The following is a 23,506-nucleotide window of genomic DNA, read 5'->3' on the forward strand; positions in this document are numbered from 1 at the left end:
CGGCGAGGGTAAAAGGATCGCTCCCGGTCGCGGCGCGAGCGGTCGCGGGGGCTCGGGAACGCGAGCGGGTCAGCGCCGGAGTTCGTCCATGTGGTCGATCCGACGCCGAACGAGGTCGGCCGTGCCGATGTCGTGGCGGATACGGACGCGGTCGCCGGCGGCCGCCAGCGCGTCCTCCGCCTGCGCCTCGGCGGCCGCGATGGAGTCGCCGCGGCCGACGACCGCGAACGCCCGCGACGTGGTCGTGTACAGGCGGCCGTCGCGCTCGTCGACGCTCGCGTAGTAGAGCAGCGCGTCGCCGACGCTCTCCTCGTCGACCGCGATCTCGGCGCCCGCGTCGGGGTCAGTCGGGTAGCCGTCGGGCACCGCGTACTTACAGACGGTCGCCTCGCCCGAGAAGGCGAGTTCGGGGAGCGTCTCGCCGTCGCGCGCGGCGGTCAACACGTCGACGAACGGCGTCTCGAGGACGGGCAGCGTGTTCATCGCCTCCGGGTCGCCGAAGCGGGCGTTGAACTCGACGACCTTCGGCCCGTCGTCGGTGAGCATGAACTGCCCGTAGAGCACGCCCTTGTAGTCGGGGAGCGCGTCGACGACGGCGTCCAGTACGTCGACGGCGGCGTCGTAGTCGCCATCGGCCATGAACGGGAGCGAGAGGCCCGTGTCCGTGTACGACCCCATCCCGCCGGTGTTCGGGCCCTCGTCGCCCTCGTAGGCGCGCTTGTGGTCCTGGACCGCGGGCGTCGTCCGGACGTCGCCGTTCGCGACGAACGCCTGAATCGTGAACTCCTCGCCGACGAGGCGCTCCTCTAAGACGACGCGGTCGTAGTCGGAGTCGCGGAGGTACGCCTTTGCTTCGTCCGCGGTCACCTGGTCGCCGATCACCTTCACGCCCTTCCCGCCGGTGAGGCCGGCGGGCTTGACCGCGAGGTCGCCGTCGTACTCGTCGATGTACTCGCAGGCCGCCGCCGTGTCGTCGAACACCGCGTAGTCCGGACAGCCCGGGATCGCGTGCTCCTCCATGAACTCGCGCTGGTACGCCTTGTCCGTCTCCAGGCGCGCCTCCGCCGCGCGCGGACCGAAGGCGTAGACGCCGGCGTCGTCGAGCGCGTCCGCGACCCCGGCCTCCAGCGCCGACTCCGGGCCGATGACTGCGAGGTCCGCGCCGACCGCGGTCGCGTAGTCGGCGACCGCGGCGGGGTCGGTCTCCTCGATCGCTTCGAACCCGTCCGCGAGCCGTCGGATCCCCGGGTTGCGGACGCTCGCGCAGGCGTACAGCGCGCAGTCGTCGGCCACCGCGCGGGCGATCGCGTGTTCGCGGCCGCCGCCCCCCACCAGGAGTACGGTCTCCGTCATGCCCGACGGGTGTCCGCACGGTAGTGTAAACCTTACTCTCTGTTCGACCCGATATATGCGCGTTCGTGGACATTCGCGGCGGTGGTGACGGGAGAGACGGCGGCGCTCGGCGCGGCCCGGACGCCTTTTGGCCCGCCGGGTCGAATCGGGCGTATGCCACAGCCGACCGAGCGGAACCGCCTCGGCGGGGAGGCGAGCCCCTACCTCCAACAGCACGCGGACAACCCAGTCAACTGGCAGCCGTGGGGCGACGAGGCGTTCGAGCGCGCCCGGGAACACGACGTGCCGGTGTTCGTCTCCATCGGCTACTCCTCGTGTCACTGGTGTCACGTCATGGCGGAGGAGAGCTTCGAGGACGAGTCGGTCGCGAGCGTCGTGAACGAGTCGTTCGTCCCGATCAAGGTCGACCGCGAGGAGCGCCCGGACGTCGACAGCACGTTCATGACCGTCTGCCAGCTCGTCACCGGCGGGGGCGGGTGGCCGCTCTCGGCGTGGTGTACGCCCGAGGGGAAGCCGTTCTACGTCGGGACCTACTTCCCGCCCGAACCGCGCCGGAACCAGCCCGGCTTCCGCGACCTCTGCGAGCGCATCGCCGACTCCTGGAGCGACCCGGAGCAGCGCGAGGAGATGAAGCGGCGCGCCGACCAGTGGACCGAGAGCGCGCGCGACGAGCTGGAGTCGGTCCCGTCGCCGGACGAGGCGGGCCCGGACGGGGACGGCGGCTCCTCCCCGCCCGGGGACGACCTGCTCGACACGGCCGCCGCGGCGGCGCTGCGCGGCTACGACGAGGAGTACGGCGGCTTCGGGAGCGGCGGCGCGAAGTTCCCGATGCCGGGACGGATCGACCTCCTCATGCGCGCGTACGCCGGCCGCGGCCGCGACGCGCTCCTCTCGGCCGCGACGGGCACCCTCGACGGGATGGCTCGCGGCGGGATGTACGACCAGGTCGGCGGGGGGTTCCACCGCTACGCGGTCGACCGCGAGTGGACGGTCCCGCACTTCGAGAAGATGCTGTACGACAACGCGGAGCTGCCGATGGCGTACCTCGACGGCTACCGGCTCGCGGGCGACCCCGCGTACGCCCGCGTCGCGAGCGAGTCGCTCGCCTTCCTCGATCGGGAACTGCGCCACGCGGACGGCGGCTTCTTCAGCACCCTCGCCGCCCGGAGCCGCCCGCCGGCGAGTCGGCGGGGCGAGGACGAGAGCGAATCCGCCGAGGACGAGGACGTCGAGGGCGCGTTCTACGTCTGGACCCCCGAGGAGGTCGACGCCGTCCTCGACGAGCCCGCCGCGTCGCTCGCGAAGGAGCGATACGGGATCCGGCCCGGCGGCAACTTCGAGCGCGGCACGACGGTTCCGACGATCGCGGCGTCGGTCGCGGAGCTGGCCGCGGAGCGCGACCTCTCGTCCGACGAGGTCCGAGAGATTCTGACCGAGGCCCGAACGGCGCTGTTCGACGCCCGGGAGTCGCGGCCGCGTCCCGCCCGCGACGAGAAGGTGTTGGCGTCGTGGAACGGACGGGCGGTCTCCGCGTTCGCGCGGGCCGGGGACGCCCTCGGCGAGCCGTACGCCGAAATCGCGAGCGAGGCGCTCGACTTCTGCCGCGAGCGGCTCTACGACGCCGACGCGGAGACCGGCGCGCTCGCCCGTCGCTGGCTCGACGGCGACGTGCGCGGGCCGGGGTACCTCGACGACTACGCGTTCCTCGCTCGCGGCGCGCTCGACGTCTACGCCGCGACCGGGGACCCGGGGCCGCTCGGCTTCGCCCTCGATCTGGCCGACGCGCTCGTCGACGAGTTCTACGACGCCGACGACGGGACGATCTACTTCACTCGGGACCTCGACGCGGAGGGCTCGGAGACGGACGACGCCGGCCCCCTCATCGCGCGGCCGCAGGAGTTCACCGACCGGTCGACGCCGTCGAGCCTCGGCGTCGCGGCCGAGACGCTCGCGCTCCTCGACGGCTTCCGAACGGACGGGGAGTTCCGCGAGATAGCCGAGCGCGTCGTGACGACGCACGCCGACCGGATCCGCGGGAGCCCGCTGGAACACGCCTCGCTCGTCCGCGCCGCCGACCTGGTGGAGACCGGCGGGATCGAGGTGACGGTCGCCGCCGACGAGGTCCCGGACGAGTGGCGCGAGACGCTCGGCGAGCGGTACCTGCCGGGCGCGCTCGTCGCGCCGCGGCCGGCGACGGAGGCCGGACTCGACGAGTGGCTCGACCGCCTCGGGATGGCCGAGGCGCCGCCGGTCTGGGCGGACCGCGACGCGACCGACGGCGAGCCGACCGCCTACGTCTGCGAGGGCTTCACCTGCTCGCCGCCGCGGACCGACCTCGACGCGGCGCTGACGTGGCTGGAGACGCGGGAGCCGTCGTCGTAGCGACGACGCTTAACCGGTCCCCGCTCTGCTCGTTTCCCGCCGGGCGCGGCCGATCAGCCGCGTCGTAATTAAATATCCCCGTCACCTCGCTTCCCCCATGTACGATTTCGTCGTCGTGGGCGCGGGGCCGCCGGGCTCTCGGTTCGCTCGGCGCGCGGCCGAGGACGGTCGCGACGTCGTCGCCTTCGAGAAGGGCTCGGTCGGCGAGCCGCTCGCCTGCTCCGGCCACGTCTCCGACGACGTGTGGGAGTACGTTCCCGACGACGCCCGCGACGAGCTCCTCCAGAACCTGGTGTGCGGCGCGCGCTTCCACGTCGGCGGTCCGGGATCGCGGGCGTATCCGTTCTACAAGCGGGAGCCGGTGTCGAACGTGATCGACCGGGTCGGACTCGACCGGACGCTGGCGGACTGCGCGCGCGAGGCCGGCGCCGACGTCCGGGAGGACCACACGGTCGTCGGCGTCGAGGAGCGGTCCGACCGGGTCGCCGTCGACGTCCGGACGCCGGCGGGCGACGTGGAGCGCGTCGAGGCCCGGATGGTCGCCGGCTGCGACGGGCCGACCTCGCGGGTGCGCCGCGCGCTCGACCTCCCGGAGCCGGACGAGCTGCTCCACGGCGTCCTCGGGTTCGACCCGGAGCCGGACGCCGACGACTTCGTCGACGTCCACCTCACCGCGCCGACGTTCTTCGCGTGGCGGATCCCCCGCGGCGACGCGGGCGTCGAGTACGGGCTGGCGGCGCCGCCGAGCGAGGACGTGTCGGGGATGTTCGACCGGCTCACGGACGCGTACGGCGCGACGACGGACCGGCGCTGCTCGGGCGCGATTCCGATCGGGCCGCCGGCGCGCGCGACGAGCGAGCGCGGGTTCCTGATCGGCGACGCCGCCGCGCAGACGAAGCCGTTCACCGGCGGCGGCATCCTCTACGGGACGCGCGCGGCCGACGTCGCCGCGGCGACGATCGACCCGCGCGACCCGGCGACGCTCGCCGAGTACGAGTCCGGGTGGCGCGACGAACTCGCCGCTGAGATCCGGCTGGGGAAGGCGATCCGACGGTGTTACTCGCTCCCGGAACCGGTTCAGCGGGTCGGGCTGCGGGCGCTGTCGGGCGAGATCGGCGTCCACATGGACGAGCCGTCGTCGTTCTTCTCGCCGTCGAACCTCCGGGCGCTGTTCTCGCGGGGGAAGCCGCCCGAGTGAGAAGCGGCGCGACGGCGCGGACGGGAGCTCCGAGGCCGCGGCGCTACTCCTCGACGACGTTCGCGAACGAGACGTTCTCGCGGACGCTCGTGATCTCGACGGTCGGCTCCTCGCCCGGTTCGGCGTCGGGAACGATGACGACGTAGCCGCGTTCGATCTTCGCGATCCCGTCGCCCTTGTCGCCCAGCGTCTCGATCGTCACGTCCCGTACCTCCCCCTCCGAGACGGGCGGGTCCGGCTGGACGGCACCGGCGGCCCCGCGGGAGGAGGGGCGCTGTCCGTCGTCGGACCGGGCCCCGCCCGAGCCACCGTCCGTGTCGGGAACGGACGCGCCGTCGCCGTCGACCGTCGCGGTCGACCCGTCGTCGGGGCCGGCGCGGTCCAAGACGGCGATCCGATACGTCTCCCCGACGCTGACGCTGCCGTGTTCGATCTCCGAGGCCGGGACGGTGACGACGTAGTCGTCGCCGCGAGACTCCACCCGTCCGGTGTACAGGCACGCGAGAGAATCAGTGATCTCGACCATGGGTCGTATTGCGCGTACGGGGATGAAAAGCCACCTGTTCGGACGGACGGTTGACGAAGGTAAACGTTTACCCTGTTCCGAATGAATCGGAACCTATGAGCCGAAACTACGAGTCGCTCCACGACCCGAACGCGGAGTACACGATGCGGGAGCTCTCCGCCGAGACGATGGGCACGACGGGGACGCGCGGCGGCGATCGCGACGTCGAGATCACGGACGTCCAGACGACGATGGTCGACGGGAACTTCCCGTGGACGCTCGTCCGCGTCTACACCGACGCGGGCGTCGTCGGCACCGGCGAGGCGTACTGGGGCGCCGGCGTCCCCGAGCTCATCGAGCGGATGAAGCCGTTCGTCGTCGGCGAGAACCCGCTCGACATCGACCGCCTCTACGAGCACCTGATCCAGAAGATGTCCGGGGAGGGCTCCGTCGAGGGCGTCACCGTCACGGCCATCTCCGGCATCGAGGTCGCGCTTCACGACCTCGCCGGGAAGATCCTCGACGTGCCCGCCTACCAGCTGCTCGGCGGGAAGTACCGCGACAAGATGCGCGTCTACTGCGACTGCCACACCGAGTCGGAGGCGGACCCCGAGGCGTGCGCGGACGAGGCCGAGCGCGTCGTCGACGAGCTCGGCTACGACGCCCTGAAGTTCGACCTCGACGTTCCTTCGGGCTTCGAGAAGGACCGCGCGAACCGCCACCTCCGCCCCGGCGAGATCCGCCACAAGGCGGAGATCGTCGAGAAGGTCACGGAGCGAGTGAAGGACAAGGCGGACGTCTCCTTCGACTGCCACTGGACGTTCTCGGGCGGCTCCGCGAAGCGCCTCGCGGACGCCATCGAGGAGTACGACGTCTGGTGGCTCGAAGACCCCGTGCCCCCGGAGAACCTCGAGGTCCAAGAGGAGGTCACGAAGAGCACGACCACGCCGATCACGGTCGGCGAGAACCGCTACCGCGTCACCGAGCTGCGCCGCCTCATCGAGAACCAGGCGGTCGACATCGTCGCGCCCGACCTCCCGAAGGTCGGCGGCATGCGCGAGACCCGTAAGATCGCGGACGTGGCGAACCAGTACTACGTCCCGGTCGCGATGCACAACGTCGCCTCGCCGGTGGCGACGATGGCGGCGGCCCACGTGGGCACCTCCATCCCGAACTCGCTCGCGATCGAGTACCACTCCTACGAGCTGGGCTGGTGGGAGGACCTCGTCGAGGAGGACGTCATCGAGGACGGCTACATCGAGGTGCCGGAGGAGCCCGGCCTCGGCCTCACGCTCGACATGGACACCGTCGAGGAACACATGGTCGACGGTGAGACGTTGTTCGACGAAGCGTAGCTTCGTCGTGCTCGCCTGACCCTCTCAGGCGTTGTTCGACTGAGCGAAGCGAAGTCGAACTCGATAGGCGAGCACAGCGAGCCTATCGGTGTTTGACGAGGCGTAAGCCGAAGTCAAGCGCGGAAATCTTTGATTTCCGCAGTTCGACGAATCTACGCTTCGTCGTGCTCGCCTGACCCTGTCAGGCGTTGTTCGACTGAGCGAAGCGAAGTCGAACTCGATAGGCGAGCGCAGCGAGCCTATCGGTGTTCGACGAGCACGGCGCGTTTGCTGATGTGCCATCGGGTGTGAGCCTCGGGGAAGCGGATCTCCGACTCCTGTCGGTACCCCGTTACTTCCCTCTGTCCCCGATAGCTCGGAGGGACTGTGCCGGAGACGACGCGCGAATCGACTGTCGGTCAATCGCCACCGCCGGGAGCGTAGAGCGCGCAGTCAGCGGCGAGCCGGCGGCTCGCCACGGTGTTTCATACCGGTCCCCCGCGTACACGTACTCGATGTCCGATACGAGAGAGCCGACACGGTCGACGAGCGCTGAGCGGCGCGACGAACGATTTCTGTCGGCCTGTGCGGTGGCCGCGACACTCGGGTGTTTATTGGCGACGGCGACGCCGATCGCTGCGGAGACATCGGCCGCGTTCACGGGAAGTATCGTCACGAGCGGGCTGCTGGGGACGCTGTTCGCCGTCCAGAACCTCCGGCTGTTCCGCCGAGACCGAGCGGTCGCACTCGCGCCGGCGGCACTCACGCTCGTCTTCGGTGTCTGGTTCATGGCTGCGCCGCTGTTGTACACCGAAGTCGGGTTTCTCGCCACCGCCGGGACGCAGTTCGCCGGACTGCTCGTGGCCGCGTTCGCATTCTATATGGTCGTCGCACGGATCGCCCCGGGACGGTGACTACTGTCGGACCACTACGCGCCTACAGTCGGCGGGAGGGCCCCGATTCCTTCCCGTCGGCTCGGCCGCCCGCTCGCCAATAGGAGACGGGTAGTGAGTCGGTGAGCGTCAACAGAGCCGCGTCGTCCGGCGAACCGAAACGCCGTCGAGATCGGTAGAGAGCGTGTCAGGATCGGTTCACCGCGTGGTCGAGCCGGACCGCCTCCAGTTCCCGCCGGTCGAGTTCCGCCTCGATCTCTCGCACGCGGGGCGCGATCGCGTCCGGCTCGTGGCTGTCGGTCCCGACGGTCACCTCGACGCCGGCGTCGACGAGCCGGTCGAGGAACGCGGGCGCCGGGTGGAACTCCCCGTAGTCGTCGAGCAGCCGTCCGGCGTTGATCTCTGGGACGGTCCGCGAGTCGCGGAAGGCGTCGACGACCGAGGCGTAGTGGTCCTCGGTCGCGAACCCGCGGAGGTGGGGGTTGCGCTCGATCAGGTCCGGGTGCGCGGCGACCGCGAACAGCTCCGACTCGACCAGGGCGACCAGCTTCTCGAAGTACCGGTCCACGAGGGCTCGCCGTTCCGACTCGGGCTTGTCGGCGAAGTGCGAGCGCGTGTGGACGTTCGCGCCGTCGAGGTCGTGGACGCTGCCGACGGCGTAGTCGAACCCCGCGTCGTCGAGGAACGCCGCGATCGCTTCCTCGTGGGCGGGGTCGTAGTCCATCTCGGCGGCGTCGAACACCTCGACGTCGACGTCCTCGCGGACCGCCTCGATCGCCTCTCGGCGCCGCTCGTAGGTCAGGTCGAGGTTGAACCCGAACGCGCGCTTGTGGCGCCGCGCGCTCGGCTCCGGCGAGACGTTACAATGGTCTGCGAACCCGATCCCGTCGAGCCCGGCGTCGGCGGCGGCCTCGACCATCCAGCGGAGGAACGCCCCGTCCGAGTAGTTCGTGTGGGCGTGGTAATCGTACACGGCGGCCGTACGGCCCGGCCCGACTCGAAGGTTCGGGTCGCACGGAACGCGTTCGCACGGGAGACCGAGTCCCGGCGCGCCGCGATCGAACCCCCGGCGCGCCGCGATCGAACCAGCAACATGCTCCGCGAATCTCGTTGAAACTTCATTTAGGAATTTTTTCCTACTGATGATTGGTGTATGATTCCATGAGTACTACTCCCAAGAGACACTGTCGCGTCGTGGACGGCGACTATCGGCCGCTGGCGGGCCGGGTCGTGGTCGGCGAGCGGCGGGGCGGCGACGGGGACCGGATCGGCTACTGGACGACCGGCGACGACGGGGGGGTTCACCCTCGAATCAGATGGCGGCGTCGACGTGGACGACGTCTCGTTCACGGTTCGGAACCCCGCCGGCGGGGGCGATGCGGAGCCGGTCCGACGGCGAGACCGACCGGACGGGAACGAGGCGACGCTACGTCGGCTGACCGCTGAGAGCCTCGCGCGTCGCGGGCGCGGCGCGGCCGGACCGCGTCACCGCCGCTCGCCGGCGATCGCGTTCACCGCGGTGACGAGGAACGCGACCCCCGCCATCCCGGCGATGACGGCGAACGACGCGCCCCAGCCGAACAGGTCGGCGACGAGGCCGACGCCGACGGAGCCGGCCGAGCCGAGCACCGTGTAGACGGTCCGGATAAGCCCGAAACCGGCGCCTCGCTCCGCGTCGTCGAGCGCGTCCATGAACCGCGGGTCGATGGCCGAAAAGAAGCTCGACCCGAGCGCGGCGAGGAACACGGCGCCCCCGAGCCCGGCGACCGTCGGGAGCGCCGGCAGCCCGACGGCGGCCGGCAGGCGGACGAGGTCGGGAAGCGCGACCAGCCCGGCGAGGCCGAGCGCCCCGCCGAGGAGCGCCGCGGCGATGCTCGCGTCGCGGCCGGCGCGGTCGGAGAGTCGGCCGAGCCCGACCTGCGCGCCGGCGCGAACGACGAAGAACGCCGAGAAGACGCCGCCGGCGAACGCGGGCGTGTATCCCCGGAACTCGACGAGGAACGTCGGGAGAAAGGAGATGACGCCCTGCGCGACGTACGTGCCGAGGGTCGCGACCGCGAGCGGGACGAGGATCTCGCGGCGCCCGACCAGTTCCAGCAGCGGTCCGAGTTGGAGTCGCTCGGCCATCGGCTGGTCCGGGCGCCGCGGCTCGGTGGGACGGACCCCCCGCGCGAACAGGACGAATATCGGGACGCCGACGAGCGCGGCCAGCGCGACGCCGGGACGCCAGCCGTAGCGGACCCCGACCCAGGCCGCGGCGACGGGCGCGACGAGCCCCGCCAGCGGCCCGCCCATCGAGTGGAGCCCGACGGCCGTCCCGAGGTCGTCGAACGTCCGCGAGAGCAGCGTGGTCGCGACCGCGTAGTGGAGCCCCGCCGCGAGTCCCAGAAGCACCGCCGCCAACACGAACGCGGGAAAGACCGGGACGACGGCCAACACGAGGCTCATCGCCGTCGTCCCGCCGACCGCGACGAGGATGATCCGGCGCTCGCCGTACCGGTCCGCTAAGATTCCGCTCGGGAACTGCGAGAGTCCGTAGGCGAACCACATCCCGGAGAGGGCGACCCCGATCGCCGTGTTCGAGACCCCGAGATCGTCGATGATCAGGGGAACGACCGGGCTGATAGCCAGGCGGGCGAAGTACGTCACGAAGAAGGCGAGCATACACAGCGTCAACACCGTGTGCCGGTAGTCCCAGTTCACGCCGACCACCGACTCCGCGACGCCGGATCCGTTCGACTCGTCGGCGCCGGATCCGTTCGACTCGTCGGCGCTGGATCCGTTCGACTCCGCGACGCCGGCGTTCGCGACCCCGTGGCGTCGACTGCGCGGTTCACGTCTCGTGTCCGCCGTCGCGCGCGACCCGTATAAACCGTCCTCTCGCGGAGAGCGATCGGGGGGTTCACTCCCGATCCGGGGGTCGCTCTCGGTCCGCGAGCCGCTCCGCGATGGCCGCGCCGGCGCTCCGCGGGTCCGCCTCTCGGACTCGCACCGCGTCGTCGACGGCGACGCGGCCGGGTTCGACCACGTCACAGCAGAGTCCGCCGCGGTTCCGGAGCGCCGACGCAAGCCCGTCCTCGCCGGCGAGCTCCTCAACGTGCGCGCAGGGGGGTCGACGTCGTGTCGGTCGCAGGAGGGCGTCACCGACCGCGACGGTCGCGTCGAAGAGCCCGTCCATTTCGGCGCCGAACCCGTCGACGACGACGTTCCGCCGGTGACGCCCGTCGCGCACGTCGATGCCGGTCTCCTCGCGGACCGCGGCGAGCGCCTCCGCGGCGACGAGCGTGACCGCGCAGCCGTCGAGTTGGAAGTGCCCGTCGCCGCGGCGGTACCGGTCGCTCTCGACGCCGTCGGGTCGGACCTCGACCGCGTCGCGGAGCACGGGCGGGGCGCCGCCCTCGGGCGCCGTGACCAGGCTTTCGACCGTGCCGGCCCGTTCCGGTTCCGAGGTCACGCGTCGAAGGTGCCCGCCGTCAGGTAGCGCTCGCCGCTGTCCCAGAAGACGGTGACGACGAGGGGTTCCTCGCCGGCGAACGCACCGGTCTCGCGCAGTTCGGCCGCGACATCCTTCGCGGCGAGGTTCGAGGCGCCGGACGACTGTCCCACCAGGATCCCCTCCTCGCGGGCGAGGCGGCGGCACTCGGCCTCGGCGGCTTCGAGCTCGACGGCGTGGACCTCGTCTATCAGGTCGACGTCGAGGTTCGGCGCGACGAACCCCGGTCCCATCCCCTGGAAGCCGTCGGTTCCCGCGGGGCCGCCGGAGAGGACGGCGTTGTCGGCGGGCTCGACGGCGTCGATCCGGACCTCGGGGAACGCCTCGCGCAGGCGGCGGCCGATCCCGGAGAGCGTGCCGCCGGTGCCGACGCCGGCGACGAGGGCGTCGACGGTTCGGTCGCCGACCTGATCGAGTATCTCCGGACCCGTCGTCTCGTAGTGGGCGCGGGGGTTCGCGGGGTTCTTGAACTGCCGGAGCTGGACGGTGTTGGGCTCCGCTTCGAGCTCGTCCGCGCGGTCCTTCGCGTCGGAGATGTCGCCGTCGACGAGCTCGACGGTGGCGCCGTACGCCTTCATCAGGCGGCGGCGCTCGATCGATTTCCCCTCCGGGATCACGAGGGTGACGTCGTAGCCGCGCGTCGCGCCGACCATCGCGAGCCCGATGCCGGTGTTGCCCGAGGTCGGTTCGACGATGCGGTCGCCGGGCTCGATGTCGCCCGCCGCCTCGGCCGCCTCGATCATGTACAGCGCGGGGCGGTCCTTCGCCGAGCCGCCCGGGTTCCGGGACTCGACTTTCGCCGCCACCGCGGTTCCCGCGGGCGCGTCGACCCGCACCAGCGGCGAGCCGAGCGTCGACAGGATGTCGTCGTCCATTACCCGACCGGAGGCGGCCGCGACCCAAAGGCCCCGCGGACTCCGGCAATCGATGTCGGCCGTGACGACCGAGTCTATTTATAAATAGACGGCCGGAGCCGGACGCTGACGCGGTGGCGCGTGCCTCCGAACGCCCGCAGGGCGTGAGGAGCACGCGCGAGGGAGTCAGTCGCCGGAGCGAAGCGACGGCGACTGACAGGGCGAGAGCGAAGCTCTCGCTTGCAGCCGGACGTAGTCCGGCGACGAGGTTGGGGAGGTGTGAGGTGCGGTCGCTGTGCGGCGTGGGGCGGGACTCGAAGGGGCGGTCCGTGTCGAGTCACGCCTTGAAAATGGTCAGATCGACCGAGCGACACGCCACCGAAAAGTTCCCGTCGCGAACGATCGAGGTTTCGTCTTGCCACCGACGCGCCGTTTACGTGCCTCGGCGACCTACGGCCGCCCATGACGCTCGAAACCCTCGCGCCCGCCGCCGACCTCGACGCGGACGCGTTCGACGAGTCCGTTCTCGAAGCGCTCGCGGCCGACGATTACGTGTTCAAGGTCTGGGGCGGCGACTGGTGCGGCGACTGCCAGCGCCAGCTCCCCGAGTTCGGCGCCGCGCTCGCGGCCGCCGGCGTCCCGGACGACCGGATCGAGGCGTTCCCGGTGACGAAGGGCCCCGAGGGGAAGGAGGGCGAACTGGTCGACGAGTACGGGGTCGAACTCATCCCCACCGTCGTCGTCGAGTCGCCCGACGGCGAGGAGGTCGCGCGGTTCGTCGAGGACGAGGACGTCTCTATCGCGGAGTACCTGGCCGGCCGTCTCACGGACGCCGAGGCCGCCGCGTGACCGGATCGTCGCCGGTCAATCGTCGTCCGCCGAGTTCACGTCGCCCGCGTAGTAGAGGACGGCCATCACGACGCCCATCGTGACCGCCTGAACCGTCGTGGACGCGTCGAGGAGGACGCCGACCGCGAGGACCGACGTCGTCACTACGACGCCGGTGAGGAGGGCGTACCGAAGCCGAGAGAGCCCGCGCGCCCAGCCGTCGATCCGGCGGTACAGCCCTCGGGGACCTGCCATGGGGTTTCGCATCTTGGGCGGAACAAGTGTCTTCGGGTCGGGACGGGACGATGAGAGGAGAGGCGAGACGAGGCAGAACGAGACGAGGCGAGGAGAGGATCGCTCAAGTCCGTTCGGCGTCGACCCCGCGTATGGCACGCGTCACGGTCTGGAACGAGTACCGACACGAGCGTCGAAGCGAGGTCGTCGCCGACGTGTATCCCGACGGGATCCACGCGGTTATCGCGGACGCACTGGTGCAGGCGGACCACGAGGTCCGCACCGCGACGCTCGACGAGGGACCGGATCACGGACTTACCGAGGACGTCTTGGACGACACCGACGTGCTCACGTGGTGGGGCCACGCGGCCCACGACGAGGTGCGAGACGAAGTCGTCGAGCGCGTCCGCGAGCGCGTCCTCGACGGGATGGGCCTCATCGTCCTCCACTCCGCGCACTACTCGAAGATATTCAAGCGGCTGATGGGCACCAGCTGCTCGCTGAAGTGGCGTGAGGCCGCCGAGCGAGAGCGGCTGTGGACGATCGAGCCGAGCCATCCGATCGCCGACGGGATCGGCGAGTCCATCGAACTAGCGGAGACGGAGATGTACGGCGAGCGCTTCGACGTCCCCGCGCCCGACTCGCTCGTGTTCACCTCCTGGTTCGAGGGCGGCGAGACGTTCCGATCCGGCTGCTGTTACCGCCGCGGGAGCGGGAAGGTGTTCTACTTCCGCCCGGGCCACGAGACGTACCCGATTTATCACGACGACGACGTTCGGCGGGTGCTTCGCAACGCGGTCGACTGGGCGGAACCGGGCGACGGCCCGACGCCGACGTTCGGCAACGCCGAGCCGGTCGAGGACATCGACACGAGCGACGACCGGACGGTCCACTAGCGACGGTCCGACGTTCACTAACGGCGGCTCGCGAGCGGGTCACTAGCGGCGCCTCGCGAGGAGGGCACTGGCGACGCCTCGCGAACCCCTTACCGACGTCCTCACGCCACCTCGCGCAGCTCCATGAACGCAGTCATCGTGGTCGATTCCGCCTTCCCGAGGTGTTCCGACGCGGTGCTCGGGGGGGCGTCGATGCGCTCTGCGACCGCCTCGACGCTCGCCGCCCGCGGGGACTCGTCGTGCCCGATCTCGACGAGCCGGCGGCTCAGCGGTTTCAAGTGACCGCCGCTACGGCGCGGACGTTGAAAGGCGACCGCCTCACGCGAACGCGAGACGACCGGTTGTGTCGCACGCCGGCGGCCGGTCGGATACCCCTCTGCGGTCGCCACTGATAAACCCTCGTTCACGTCGCGAAAATCGGCTCACGACGGAGAGCCCCTCCGCGACCCCCGAACGGGCGTTCGCGAATCGGTCGGACGCGACGCCCGGAACGACGAGCCGTTGGCGATGTTCAGTAGGTTTATTCGTCGGTTGGCCGAAGGTTCGTCGAGACCAAACTGTGACGAGTCAGCTGATTCCGTTGGTGGCGGCGATTATCGCTATCGGCGTGCTCGCACAGCTTCTCGCCGATCGGTTCGCGGTCCCGAGCATCGTCTTTCTGCTGATCTCGGGACTCATCCTCGGGCCGGAGGGGCTGGGTGTCATCACGCCGAACACGTTCGCGTCGCTTCCCGCCATCGTCGGCCTCTCGGTCGCGATCATCGTCTTCGAGGGGGCGTTCCATCTCCGGATCGAGAACATTCGGCGGGCCACGAAAGTGAGCATCCGGCTCGTCTCGATCGGCGCCGCGATCTCGCTTCTCGGGACGGCGCTCGCCGTCCGGTTCGCTCTCGGTACCGGCTGGGACATCGCGTTTCTCATCGGCGCGCTGCTGGTCGCGACCGGCCCGACGGTGGTCTCGCCCATCCTCCAAGTCGTCCCGGTCCGGGACCGGGTCGCGACCGCGTTAGAGACCGAGGGGATCGTCAACGACGTGACGGCGGCCATCCTCGCGGTCGTCGTGTTCAAGATCATGCAGCTCGAGGAGCCGACGCTCGGGGCGTTCCTCGAGCTGTTCATCGGCCGGATCGGAACCGGCGTCGGAATCGGAGTGATCGTGGCGGTGATCATCTGGATCGTGCTCCGATACATCGACCTCTCGCCGGGCGACGCGCCGCGAAACGCTCGGCTCGTCGTGCTGGCCGGCGCGCTCGTCGCGTTCGCTGCCGCCGACACCGTCGCCAGCGAGGCCGGCGTGGCCGCCGTGGCGACGGCGGGGGTCATCCTGGGCAACGCGGACATCCCGTACGAAGAACAGATCGCGGACTTCAAGGGCGACGTCACGCTCATCGTCCTCTCGTTCGTCTTCATCGCGCTGGCGGCGCTGCTCGATTTCGGCGATCTGCTCTCTCTCGGGGTCGGCGGGGTGATCGTCGCCGCCGCCGTCATTCTCGTCATCCGACCGCTTGACGTGCTCGTCTCGACCAGAGGGACCGATTTCACGTCCTCGGAGCGGCTGTTCGTCAGCTTCGTCGGTCCGCGCGGTATCATCCCGGCGTCGGTCGCGACCCTGTTCGCGGTCGAACTCCAGAACGCCGGCGAGTCCGAGGCCGCCACGCTTCTGGTGGGGACCGTCTTTCTCGTCATATTCTCGACCGTCGCGTTACAAGGCGGACTGGCTCGCCGGATCGCGGAATACCTAGACGTGATACCAATGCGTGTACTCATCATCGGCAGCGGGCGGGTCGGCCGCGAGGTCGCCGCTCGCCTCGAGAGTCGAGGAGAGAACGTCGTCGTGATAGAGAACGACGAAACAGCCGTCGAGCGGGCCCGAAGCGAGGGGTTAACCGTTCGAATCGGAGACGGAACCGACGTGGACGCGCTTCGCTCGGCGGGCATCGAAAACGCCAAGACCGTCGTCGCCGCGACCGGGAGCGACGAGGTCAATCTGTTCATCGGTCAGCAGGCGGCCACGAACTTCGACGTCGAACAGGTGATCTGCCGCGCCAACGATCCGGACAACGTCGAGGCGTTCGACGAACTCGGCGTGACGACCATCTCCTCGACGTTCACGGTGGCACAGGCCATCGACGACGTCATCGAACGCCCGGCGATGGCGGAGTGGGTGGATATGCTCGGAGAGGAGGGGGACGTCCAAGAGGTGACACTCCGGAACGAGGCGTTCGTCGGGCGGCCGCTCAGCGAGGTAGGGGCCGAACTCCCGGGACGCTGTCTCGTCGTTCTCGTCACGCACGACGGGGAAACGTTCGTGCCGGAGGCCGCCGATACGCTCGAGGGCGGCGACCACCTCACGCTGGTGGGCGAGTACGAGGACGTCCAGGCGGGCGTGTCGCTCCTCGAGGATGGTGGCTGAGAGCTCGGAGGGAGGAGGCGTCGACGGCCGCGAGAGAGACGCACGCCGAGTCGGCGTATCGACCGGGCAGCCGCGTGCTGAATCGGTCGAGCGGGACTCACGAACGCGGTGACCCAGTCGAGCCCCCGTCGTCCGAACCCCCTCGATCGCGGAGTGAGAAGATGTCCCGCCGATTGACGCTCACTCCGGACGGTGGACCTCGCCGTCGCGGGAATCGGCGTCCTTCCGGCGGACCGCGGCGGCCGCGTTGTTCGCGTCGTAACCGAAGAACACGTCCTTCGCGTACGTCTCGGCGACCTCGGTCGCGTGGATCAGGTCGTCGACGTCGATGTCGACCGCGTACAGCTCCAGCGAGAACGGCGGCTCCGGCGGCGCGCCGTGGAGGTCGTAGTCGCCGCCGAGCCGAGACCGGAAGCCGCGAGCGATCGTCTCCACCCAGTACGTCGTCGCGTACTCGGTGTCGTACAGCGGGACGACGAACTCGTCGACGTGATCGGCCAGCCGGTCGAGGTCGAGACCGGCACGCTCGCGGAGGTGGTCGGGGTAGGGGTCGGGGTACAGCGTGAGCAGGAGCCGTCCGGGGACCAGCTCGGCCGCCTCCGCGACGAACTCGGTGATGACGTCAGCGCGCCAGTCGGCGAAGTCGTCGCGGTCGCTCTCGGCGAACAGGCGCTCGCAGCGGTCGCAGTGACAGAACCCCTCGCGGGGGAACCCCACGTCGTCGAGCCGGACGTCCCCATTTTCGGCCGCGCAGTCCGCGATGATCTCCAGTAAGCCCTCGCGGTACTCCGGGTGCGTCGGACAGATGTACGCCCAGTCGAAGTACTCGCGGTCGCGGGTCGCCGGCTCGCCGCGCTCGTCGACCGGGACGAGGTCGTCGTTCTCGCTCGCGGCGGCGTTGTCGCCGAAACACGACACCATGTTCACGGCGTTCGGCAGCGGCTCGGCCGACCGCCCTGTGACGTCTTTGACCTCGTAGAAGCCGAGGTCGAACGGCTCCATCTCGACCTCGTCGGCGTTGCGCGTGACGACCCCGTACATGGGGCCGGCTACGGGACTGGCCGGTAAAAACGGACGGTATCGCGGTGGTCGGCGCGCGATGCGACTCGCCGAGCGGCACAAGATGTAGTCGGTTCGGCCCGCGGAGGGCGCGGGCGCGATGTCTCGGCGTCACTCGACTTCGACGGGCTGCTTGTCGCCGGCGAACAGGAAGTACGCGAGCGCGACGAGCGACAGCACGAGGACGAGCTTGGCTTTCTTGCTCATATCTGACGTTTCGTGGTACGGGCGCTAAAACTTACCGGAGGGCGATCGCGAGAGGGAGTCGCACCCCGAGGGCCGGTCGAGGGTTCAAACGTCGATATGGTCGGCGATGTCCGTCCGTAGGATCGTCGCGCAGTAGTCGCAGCGCACGCCGTCGGCGACGACGTCGAACCGGGTCTCGATCGGCTCGTCGGCGTTGGTGATACAGTTGCGATTCGGACAGGAGAGCACGCCCGTCACGCTGTCGGGGCGGGTGACGCGGTTCTTCTCGACGACCTCGAAGTCGCGGACGATGTTGATCGTCGCCTCGGGGGCGATGAGCGAGAGGACGTCGACCTCCGACTGGGACAGCTCGCGGTCCTCGACCTTCACGATGTCCTTGCGGCCGAGCCGGTCGGAGGGGACGTTCATCCCGACCGAGACGCCGAACCCCTCCGAGCCGTCGATACCCAGGATGGCGAGGACGTTCAGCGCCTGCCCGCCCTCGACGTGGTCGATGACGGTGCCGTCGCGGATCTTCGAGACGCGGAGCTCGTGCTCGCTCATCGGTCCACCTCCGCCCCCCCGTCGCCGTCGGGAGTCGCGTTCTCCAAGAGGGTGTCGAGCAGCGCCATCCGCACGGGGATCCCGTTGTGTGCCTGCTCGAAGTAGCGCGCGTGGTCGGTCTCGTCGACGTCGGGCGCGATCTCGTCGACCCGCGGGAGCGGGTGCATCACGGTGAGGTCGTCCGCGGCGGTCTCCAGCGTCTCGGCGTCGATCTGATACTCGCCGGCGACGCGGTGGTACTCGTTCTCGTCGGGGAACCGCTCCTTCTGGATCCGGGTGACGTACAGCACGTCGAGCTCGTCGAGGACCGGTTCGAGTTCGTCGTCCTCGCGGATCTGCGCGCCCGTTTCGTGGAGGTCGAACCGGACGGACCGCGGGAGTCGCAGCGACTCCGGGCTGATGAAGTGCTGGCTGGCGTCGAACTCCGTGAGCGCGGCCGCCAGCGAGTGGACCGTCCGCCCGTACTTCAGGTCGCCCATGATACCGATGGTGAGGTCGTCGAGCCCGTGGTCCTCGCGAATCGTGTGGAGGTCGAGGAGGGTCTGAGAGGGGTGTTGTCCGGCGCCGTCACCCGCGTTGACCACGGGGACGTCGACGCGCTCGCCGGCCAGCGTCGCGGCGCCCTCGCTCGGGTGCCGGAGGACGAGGGCGTCGGCGTACCCCTCGATGACGCGGACGGTATCGGAAAGCGACTCCCCCTTCGACACCGACGAGGAGTCCACGTCGCCCATGTCGATGGTGTCCATCCCGAGGCGCTTGGCCGCGCTGTCGAAGCTCATCCGGGTCCGAGTGCTCGGCTCGAAGAAACAGAGCGCGAGCACGCGGCCGGCGTGCCGGTCCGCGTAGGCGGCGGGGGCGTCCGCGACCGCCCGAGCCCGGTCGAGTACGGCCTCGATGTCATCCCGCGAGAGCTGCGTCGCGGTGATGAGGTGGTCCTGTCGCATCGTCTGATATGGGACTCGGCAGTATCTTGAATCCCTCGGCTCGGCCGTCGTAACGGGTGTTCACGTCCGTGCGGATCCCTGCGACCGCCGGTTTCGAGATTCGTAGTACGCGGGAGTGGTTCGCACGCTTCGGGAGCGCCGGCCCGCGTCCGCGCTTATAAACCGATCCGCGCCGAAAGGTCGGCCATGTCCGAGACCGATCCGGCCGACCTGCTTCCGAACGACCGCGTGAAGCGGGCGGCCCTCGACGGCGACGTGACGCAGCTCCACCGCGGGAACCGGTACGGCGAGGAGGGCGACACGTTCGAGGTCGACGGCGTGACGTTCGAACTCACCGAGGTCAGCGAGCGCACGCTCGGCGACATGACCGATGAGGACGCGAAGCGCGAGGGGTCGCCGTCGCTAGAGGCGTACAAGGAGCGAATGGTCCGCGCGCACGGCGGGAACTTCGACTGGGACGACGACGCGGACGTGGTGCGACACCGCTTCGAGCGGGTCGACGAGTAGCGAACCGGTCGACGAGTAGCGAACTGGTCGACGAGTAGCGAATGGAGGGAACGAGGCGACTCAGTCGTCGTCCGCGGCCGCGCCGTCGCCGTCCGCCGCGGAGACCGCGGCGTCGTCCTCGATGCTCGGCGGGTACTTCCCGCGGTCGAGCTTGAGGTCGGACTGCGGGCGCGCCATACAGGTGAGCGCGAACTCCTCGGCCTCCTCGTCGGTGAGGCCGCGAGCGGCCGGCTGGGTCACCTCGCCCTCGACGATTTCGGCGGAACAGGCGAGACACATCCCGACGCGGCAGGAGTACTCCTGTGCGATCCCCGCGTCGAAACAGGAGCTGAGGATCGTCTCCGTGTCGGCCACCTCGATCGTCTCGCCGGTGCCGACGAATTCGACGGTGTACTCGGTCATGGCGCCGAGTACCCGCCGACCGGTCAAAAAGGGTTCCCCTCGATCGCGTCGCCGTCGCGGGGACGGAACTGAGGGGACCACCGACTCGGTTCTCCGCCCATCGCAACGACTAATCCCCCGCCGGACGCTTCCCGAGGTATGACCGGCAAGGCCACCGCGCGAGCCCACCCGATCCAGGGGCTCGTCAAGTACCACGGGATGCGCGACGAGGAGCTTCGGCTCCCGTACCACGACAGCATCAGCCTCTGTACCGCCCCGACCGCGACGACCACGACCGCCGAGTGGCAGCCCGACGCGAGCGAGGACGCCTACGTCATCGGCGGCGAGGAAGTCGACGGGCGCGCCGCCGAGCGCATCGACATGGTCGTCGACCACGTCCGCGAGCTGGCCGGGGTCGACGCCGCGGTTCGGCTGGAGAGCGAGAACTCCTTCCCGTCGAACATCGGCTTCGGCTCCTCGTCGTCCGGCTTCGCGGCCGCCGCGCTGGCCCTGACCGAGGCCGCCGGACTCGACATGTCGCTCCCGGAGGTCTCCACGGTCGCCCGCCGCGGCTCCTCCTCGGCCGCCCGCTCGGTGACGGGCGCGTACTCGCGGCTCGACGCCGGGCTCAACGACGAGGACTGCCGCTCGTACCGCCTCGACACCGGCGTGAGCGAGGACGGGTTCGACCCCGAGGCGGACCTGCGGATCGTCGCCGCGCACGTCCCCGCGTACAAGGAGACGGAGGAGGCCCACCGCGAGGCCGCCGCGAGCCACATGATGCAGGCGCGGACCGCCCACGTCCAAGACCAGCTGGTGGAGATGACCGACGCGCTCCGCGCGGGCGAGTTCGACCGGATCTTCGAGACGGCCGAACACGACTCGCTGTCGCTGACGGCCACCACGATGACCGGGCCCGCGGGGTGGGTGTACTGGCAGCCCGAGACGATCGCCGTGTTCAACGCGGTCCGAGAGCTCCGGGAGTCGGGCGTCCCCGTCTACTTCTCGACGGACACCGGCGCGTCGGTGTACGTGAACACCCTCGCGGACCACGTCGACGAGGTCGAAGGCCGGATCGCGGAGATCGGCGTCGACACCGACGTCTGGGAGGTCGGGGGCCCGGCGCGGATCCTCGACGAGAACGAGGCGCTGTTCTAACCCCGGGACCGACGCCGGCCATACGCCTCGATTCCGCCGAATCCACGTCACCGTCGTTTGACATTGCGAACGGCTCGCGCGGTCAGGGGACTCGGCCGGGGGGCGATCGAGCGTCAGCGCGGTCGGGAGGCGATCGAGCGTCAGCGCGGTCGGGAGGCGATCGAGCGTCAGCGCGGTCGGGAGGCGATCGAGCGTCAGCGCGGTGGGATGCCCCGCTCACTCCTCCGGGTCCTCGCCCCGCGCCCGCTTGTACATCGCGAGCGCCTCCTCGCGCCGTTCGGAGTGGTCGACGATCGGCGCGGGGTAGTCGGGCGCCGCGTTCGCGCGCTGGGTGGGCGACAGCTCGTGCCACTCGTGGATCAGGTCGGCGTCGAGGCTGCGCAGTTCGGGGACGTACTGCGTTATGTACGCCGCGTCGGGGTCGTATCGCTCCCCCTGCGTCATCGGGTTGAAGATGCGGAAGTACGGCTGCGCGTCGGTCCCCGTCGAGGCCGCCCACTGCCACCCGCCGTTGTCGTTGGCGGTGTCGTGGTCGGCCAGGTGCTCCCGGAAGTGGTCGTAGCCGTGGCGCCAGTCGGCGAGGAGGTCCTTCGTCAGGAAGGAGGCGACGATCATCCGCACGCGGTTGTGCATGAACGCCTCCTCGCGCAGCTGGCGCATCCCGGCGTCGACGATGGGGTAGCCCGTCTCGCCGCGCTTCCACGCGGCGATCTCCTCGGGGTCGTCGCGCCACTCGATCCCCTCCTCGTACGTCTTGTAGTTCTCGGTGACGACCTCGGGGTTGTGGAAGAGGACCTGCGCGTAGAACTCGCGCCACGCCAGCTGCTGCTGGTACTCCTCGACCTGCTCCGGTGCGTCGTCGGGGCGGTCGTCGGACTCCGCCTCGGCCATCGCCGCCTTGGTCGCCGCGTACGCCTCCCGAACGCCGATCTCGCCGTACTTCAGGAACGCCGAGAGCCGGGAGGTCGCTTCCTTGGCGGGGTAGTCGCGCTCGGCCTCGTAGCCGAACACCGCCTCGTCGAGGAAGTCGTCGAGGCGCTCGCGGGCGGCGGCCGTCCCCGCGGGCCCGACCTCGGCGTCCGGCTCCGCGAAGCCGAGGTCGCCGGGGGTCGGAAGCGCCCCGACGCCGCCGTCGGTGACCGTTTCGTCGTCCGCGCCGGGCGCGTCGAGGGCGTCGGCGGCCGTCGCGAGCCGGTCGGCGGAGACGAGCCCTTCGGCGGTCGGCGTCGGCGCCGGATCGTCCTTCGCGCGGTCGGTCCACTTCTTCCAGTAGTAGCTGTACACCGAGTACGGGTCGCCGGCGTTCGTCCGGATCGCGTCGGGGTCGTGGAGGACCGCGTCGTGGTGGGCCTCCCGTTCGATGTCGACCGCGTCGAGCGCGCGCCGGACGCCGGCGTCGCGCTCGCGGGCGAGCCCGGAGTAGTCGCGGTTCCAGACGACGCGCTCCGCGTCGAGCGCGTCGGCGAGCCGCGGGATCGCGGTCCGGGGGTCGCCGCGGGCGACGAGCAGGTCGCTCCCGCGCTCGCGGTACGCCTCGCGGAGCGCGGCGAGCCCGTCGAGCAGGCGGCGCACGCGCACGTCGCTCGCGTGGTCGAGGACGTTCGGATCGAAGACGAAGGCGGGGGCGGCGGGCCCGCGGTCGGGAGCGTCGCCGTCCGCGCCGTCGTCACCGGCCCCCGTCGCGGCCGCGAGCCCGACGTTGTCGGCGGCCCTGAGGTCCCGTCGGTGCCAGAACAGCTCCATGGGATCGCCACGGACGCGTCCACCGTGAAACCACCGGGACCGGCGGCGGACTCCGCGCGGGCGAAGACCGGGGCGTTCCGGCTCGCCCCGGGTTCAGAGCTCCAGCCGTCCCGGAACGCTCACGCGGTCGAGGAGGAAGTAGCCGACCGTGAGCGTGAGGGTCAACCCGCCGAGGGCCGCGGCCGCGAACAGCGCCTCGGTTCCCCCGCCGTAGTCCTCCAGCCGGAAGCTGATCACGCGGCGGGAGACCGCGATGATCGCGGCGCTCACGACGATCCGGAGGACCGGCTGCCCCCGGGCGTACGCGACGAGCGTGCGGTGGACCTCGACGATGATCAGCAGCAGGAGGACGCTGTCGAGCAGCTGGACGACCTCCTCGGGATCGGTGAAGTTGCCCGCGACGAGCAGGCGGTACAGGGAGACGAACAGGTCGAAGACGCCGATGAGGAACAGGAGGAGGAGGAAGTACGCCGCGCCGAGGACGAGCCACTCCATCGCTCGCGCCGCGGGGTCCGCCGCGTCGTCCAGGTCGACACCCATCGAAGGAACGCTCGACAGCCGAGGAGAAGTCAGTTTTGGTG

At 70.2% G+C, this 23,506-nt stretch carries 23 protein-coding genes; 9 read left to right on the forward strand and 14 right to left on the reverse strand.

Annotation, left to right across the window (positions count from 1 at the left end):
* Positions 1-69: 69 nt before the first annotated feature.
* Complete coding sequence (purD, locus tag BM286_RS12490) at positions 70-1,353, reverse strand: phosphoribosylamine--glycine ligase (protein WP_092922820.1); 1,284 nt, start codon at positions 1,351-1,353, stop codon at positions 70-72.
* Between the two features lie 153 nt (positions 1,354-1,506).
* Here purD and BM286_RS12495 point away from each other — a divergent pair, with 153 nt between their 5' ends.
* The gene (locus BM286_RS12495; protein ID WP_092922823.1) at positions 1,507-3,735 is read left to right on the forward strand and encodes a thioredoxin domain-containing protein; all 2,229 of its coding nucleotides are present in this window, start codon (positions 1,507-1,509) and stop codon (positions 3,733-3,735) included.
* 97 nt (positions 3,736-3,832) lie between these two features.
* On the forward strand, positions 3,833-4,933 hold the full coding sequence (locus BM286_RS12500) for a geranylgeranyl reductase family protein (RefSeq protein WP_092922826.1): 1,101 nt from the start codon (positions 3,833-3,835) through the stop codon (positions 4,931-4,933).
* A gap of 43 nt (positions 4,934-4,976) precedes the next feature.
* On the opposite strand, the gene BM286_RS12505 is transcribed toward BM286_RS12500, so the two are convergent.
* On the reverse strand, positions 4,977-5,459 hold the full coding sequence (locus BM286_RS12505) for a TRAM domain-containing protein (RefSeq protein ID WP_092922829.1): 483 nt from the start codon (positions 5,457-5,459) through the stop codon (positions 4,977-4,979).
* A gap of 95 nt (positions 5,460-5,554) precedes the next feature.
* Between BM286_RS12505 and BM286_RS12510 the strand changes: the two genes are divergently transcribed.
* Both BM286_RS12510 and BM286_RS15865 read left to right on the forward strand, forming a co-directional pair.
* Entirely contained in the window at positions 5,555-6,793 is a 1,239-nt protein-coding gene (locus BM286_RS12510; protein ID WP_092922832.1) for a mandelate racemase/muconate lactonizing enzyme family protein, read from the forward strand.
* A 245-nt stretch (positions 6,794-7,038) separates the two neighbouring features.
* Positions 7,039-7,686 (forward strand): hypothetical protein, encoded by a 648-nt coding sequence (locus BM286_RS15865; RefSeq protein ID WP_245779354.1) that lies wholly within the window; start codon positions 7,039-7,041, stop codon positions 7,684-7,686.
* Between the two features lie 166 nt (positions 7,687-7,852).
* Here BM286_RS15865 and BM286_RS12520 read toward each other — a convergent pair whose 3' ends face one another.
* From BM286_RS12520 to BM286_RS12540, 4 genes are all read right to left on the reverse strand, one after another.
* Complete coding sequence (locus tag BM286_RS12520) at positions 7,853-8,638, reverse strand: PHP domain-containing protein (RefSeq protein WP_092922838.1); 786 nt, start codon at positions 8,636-8,638, stop codon at positions 7,853-7,855.
* 512 nt (positions 8,639-9,150) lie between these two features.
* Positions 9,151-10,368 (reverse strand): MFS transporter, encoded by a 1,218-nt coding sequence (locus BM286_RS12530; RefSeq protein ID WP_092923287.1) that lies wholly within the window; start codon positions 10,366-10,368, stop codon positions 9,151-9,153.
* 199 nt (positions 10,369-10,567) lie between these two features.
* Positions 10,568-11,119, reverse strand: a complete 552-nt coding sequence (locus tag BM286_RS12535; RefSeq protein WP_092922841.1) for an MOSC domain-containing protein — start codon at positions 11,117-11,119, stop codon at positions 10,568-10,570.
* A complete protein-coding gene (locus BM286_RS12540) occupies positions 11,116-12,033 on the reverse strand; it encodes a PLP-dependent cysteine synthase family protein (protein WP_092922844.1) in 918 nt (305 codons plus the stop codon). Before BM286_RS12540 ends, BM286_RS12535 begins: the two co-directional genes overlap by 4 nt.
* 441 nt (positions 12,034-12,474) lie before the next feature.
* Here BM286_RS12540 and BM286_RS12545 point away from each other — a divergent pair, with 441 nt between their 5' ends.
* On the forward strand, positions 12,475-12,861 hold the full coding sequence (locus BM286_RS12545; RefSeq protein WP_092922847.1) for a TlpA family protein disulfide reductase: 387 nt from the start codon (positions 12,475-12,477) through the stop codon (positions 12,859-12,861).
* Positions 12,862-12,876: 15 nt separating this feature from the next.
* Here the strand turns inward: BM286_RS12545 and BM286_RS12550 are convergent, their stop codons facing one another.
* Positions 12,877-13,095 (reverse strand): hypothetical protein, encoded by a 219-nt coding sequence (locus BM286_RS12550; RefSeq protein WP_092922850.1) that lies wholly within the window; start codon positions 13,093-13,095, stop codon positions 12,877-12,879.
* Positions 13,096-13,226: 131 nt separating this feature from the next.
* Here BM286_RS12550 and BM286_RS12555 point away from each other — a divergent pair, with 131 nt between their 5' ends.
* Positions 13,227-13,970, forward strand: coding sequence for a ThuA domain-containing protein (locus BM286_RS12555; RefSeq protein WP_092922853.1), 744 nt, complete (start codon positions 13,227-13,229; stop codon positions 13,968-13,970).
* Positions 13,971-14,071: 101 nt separating this feature from the next.
* Here the strand turns inward: BM286_RS12555 and BM286_RS15870 are convergent, their stop codons facing one another.
* On the reverse strand, positions 14,072-14,248 hold the full coding sequence (locus tag BM286_RS15870) for a helix-turn-helix domain-containing protein (protein WP_245779355.1): 177 nt from the start codon (positions 14,246-14,248) through the stop codon (positions 14,072-14,074).
* A 305-nt stretch (positions 14,249-14,553) separates the two neighbouring features.
* Here BM286_RS15870 and BM286_RS12565 point away from each other — a divergent pair, with 305 nt between their 5' ends.
* Complete coding sequence (locus BM286_RS12565; RefSeq protein WP_092923292.1) at positions 14,554-16,383, forward strand: cation:proton antiporter domain-containing protein; 1,830 nt, start codon at positions 14,554-14,556, stop codon at positions 16,381-16,383.
* Positions 16,384-16,563: 180 nt separating this feature from the next.
* Here the strand turns inward: BM286_RS12565 and BM286_RS12570 are convergent, their stop codons facing one another.
* From BM286_RS12570 to pyrB, 3 genes are all read right to left on the reverse strand, one after another.
* Positions 16,564-17,424, reverse strand: coding sequence for a glycoside hydrolase family 10 protein (locus BM286_RS12570; protein WP_092922856.1), 861 nt, complete (start codon positions 17,422-17,424; stop codon positions 16,564-16,566).
* Positions 17,425-17,733: 309 nt separating this feature from the next.
* Positions 17,734-18,192, reverse strand: a complete 459-nt coding sequence (gene pyrI, locus BM286_RS12575) for an aspartate carbamoyltransferase regulatory subunit (RefSeq protein ID WP_092922859.1) — start codon at positions 18,190-18,192, stop codon at positions 17,734-17,736.
* Positions 18,189-19,136 carry an aspartate carbamoyltransferase gene (gene pyrB / locus BM286_RS12580; RefSeq protein WP_092922862.1) on the reverse strand — a complete coding sequence of 316 codons (948 nt, stop codon included), beginning with the start codon at positions 19,134-19,136 and terminating at the stop codon, positions 18,189-18,191. Before pyrB ends, pyrI begins: the two co-directional genes overlap by 4 nt.
* A 186-nt stretch (positions 19,137-19,322) precedes the next feature.
* Between pyrB and BM286_RS12585 the strand changes: the two genes are divergently transcribed.
* Positions 19,323-19,643 (forward strand): ASCH domain-containing protein, encoded by a 321-nt coding sequence (locus tag BM286_RS12585; protein ID WP_092922865.1) that lies wholly within the window; start codon positions 19,323-19,325, stop codon positions 19,641-19,643.
* 60 nt (positions 19,644-19,703) lie between these two features.
* On the opposite strand, the gene BM286_RS12590 is transcribed toward BM286_RS12585, so the two are convergent.
* The gene (locus BM286_RS12590) at positions 19,704-20,045 is read right to left on the reverse strand and encodes a 2Fe-2S iron-sulfur cluster-binding protein (RefSeq protein WP_092922868.1); all 342 of its coding nucleotides are present in this window, start codon (positions 20,043-20,045) and stop codon (positions 19,704-19,706) included.
* 138 nt (positions 20,046-20,183) lie between these two features.
* Between BM286_RS12590 and mvaD the strand changes: the two genes are divergently transcribed.
* Complete coding sequence (gene mvaD / locus BM286_RS12595; RefSeq protein WP_092922871.1) at positions 20,184-21,182, forward strand: phosphomevalonate decarboxylase MvaD; 999 nt, start codon at positions 20,184-20,186, stop codon at positions 21,180-21,182.
* A gap of 216 nt (positions 21,183-21,398) precedes the next feature.
* On the opposite strand, the gene BM286_RS12600 is transcribed toward mvaD, so the two are convergent.
* Both BM286_RS12600 and BM286_RS12605 read right to left on the reverse strand, forming a co-directional pair.
* On the reverse strand, positions 21,399-22,925 hold the full coding sequence (locus tag BM286_RS12600) for a cryptochrome/photolyase family protein (RefSeq protein WP_092922874.1): 1,527 nt from the start codon (positions 22,923-22,925) through the stop codon (positions 21,399-21,401).
* Between the two features lie 93 nt (positions 22,926-23,018).
* Complete coding sequence (locus tag BM286_RS12605) at positions 23,019-23,465, reverse strand: phosphate-starvation-inducible PsiE family protein (protein WP_092922877.1); 447 nt, start codon at positions 23,463-23,465, stop codon at positions 23,019-23,021.
* Positions 23,466-23,506 lie beyond the last annotated feature (41 nt).

Origin of the sequence: Halorubrum sodomense, from assembly GCF_900111935.1 — an archaeon.
Taxonomy (GTDB): Archaea; Halobacteriota; Halobacteria; order Halobacteriales; family Haloferacaceae; genus Halorubrum; species Halorubrum sodomense.